The sequence below is a fragment of the Streptomyces sp. NPDC049627 genome, from assembly GCF_044465645.1.
Lineage (GTDB): Bacteria > Actinomycetota > Actinomycetes > Streptomycetales > Streptomycetaceae > Streptomyces.
In genome coordinates this window covers 1-1,159 of sequence record NZ_JBITLW010000031.1, presented here as the reverse complement: position 1 = coordinate 1,159, position 1,159 = coordinate 1, and the positions used below count along the sequence as shown (strand labels likewise).

The following is a 1,159-nucleotide window of genomic DNA, read 5'->3' as shown; positions in this document are numbered from 1 at the left end:
TCGTGCGCAAGGTGCTCATCGCCAACCGTGGCGAAATCGCTGTCCGCGTGGCCCGGGCCTGCCGGGACGCCGGGATCGCGAGCGTGGCCGTCTACGCGGAACCGGACCGGGACGCTTTGCATGTCCGCGCCGCGGATGAGGCGTTCGCCCTGGGCGGTGACACCCCGGCGACCAGCTATCTGGTGATCGACAAGATCCTGAACGCGGCGCGCGAGTCGGGCGCGGACGCCATCCATCCGGGATACGGCTTCCTCTCCGAGAACGCCGACTTCGCGCAGGCGGTCCTGGACGCCGGACTGATCTGGATCGGCCCGCCGCCGCAGGCCATCCGCGACCTGGGCGACAAGGTCGCCGCCCGGCACATCGCCCAGCGCGCCGGCGCCCCGCTGGTGGCCGGCACCCCCGACCCGGTGAGCGGTGCGGAGGAGGTCGTGGCCTTCGCCGAAGAGCACGGCCTGCCCATCGCCATCAAGGCCGCCTTCGGCGGCGGCGGACGCGGCCTGAAGGTCGCCCGCACCCTCGAAGAAGTCCCCGAGCTGTACGACTCCGCCGTGCGTGAGGCCGTCGCCGCGTTCGGCCGCGGGGAGTGCTTCGTCGAGCGCTACCTCGACAAGCCCCGCCACGTCGAAACCCAGTGCCTGGCCGACCGCCACGGCAACGTGGTCGTGGTCTCCACCCGCGACTGCTCCCTGCAGCGCCGCCACCAGAAACTGGTCGAGGAAGCCCCCGCACCGTTCCTGTCCGACGCACAGGTCGCCGAGCTGTACTCCGCCTCCAAGGCGATTTTGAAGGAGGCCGGCTACGTCGGCGCCGGCACCGTGGAGTTCCTCGTCGGCCTGGACGGCACGATCTCCTTCCTGGAGGTCAACACCCGCCTGCAGGTCGAGCACCCGGTCACCGAGGAAGTCGCCGGCATCGACCTGGTACGCGAGATGTTCCGCATCGCCGACGGCGAAGAACTCGGCTACGACGACCCGCCCCTGCGCGGCCATTCCTTCGAGTTCCGCATCAACGGCGAAGACCCCGGCCGCAACTTCCTCCCGGCCCCCGGCACGGTGACGACCTTCGCCGCACCGTCGGGCCCGGGCGTGCGCCTGGACGCCGGCGTGGAGTCCGGCAGCGTGATCGGCCCGGCCTGGGACTCCCTGCTCGCCAAGCT

1 protein-coding gene is annotated in these 1,159 nt (G+C 71.4%); it reads left to right on the top strand.

The window, feature by feature from the left end:
- Positions 1 to 2: 2 nt before the first annotated feature.
- Positions 3 to 1,159: acetyl/propionyl/methylcrotonyl-CoA carboxylase subunit alpha (locus ACIBU0_RS44520; RefSeq protein ID WP_398830666.1), on the top strand; the 1,157-nt coding region annotated here is incomplete at its 3' end.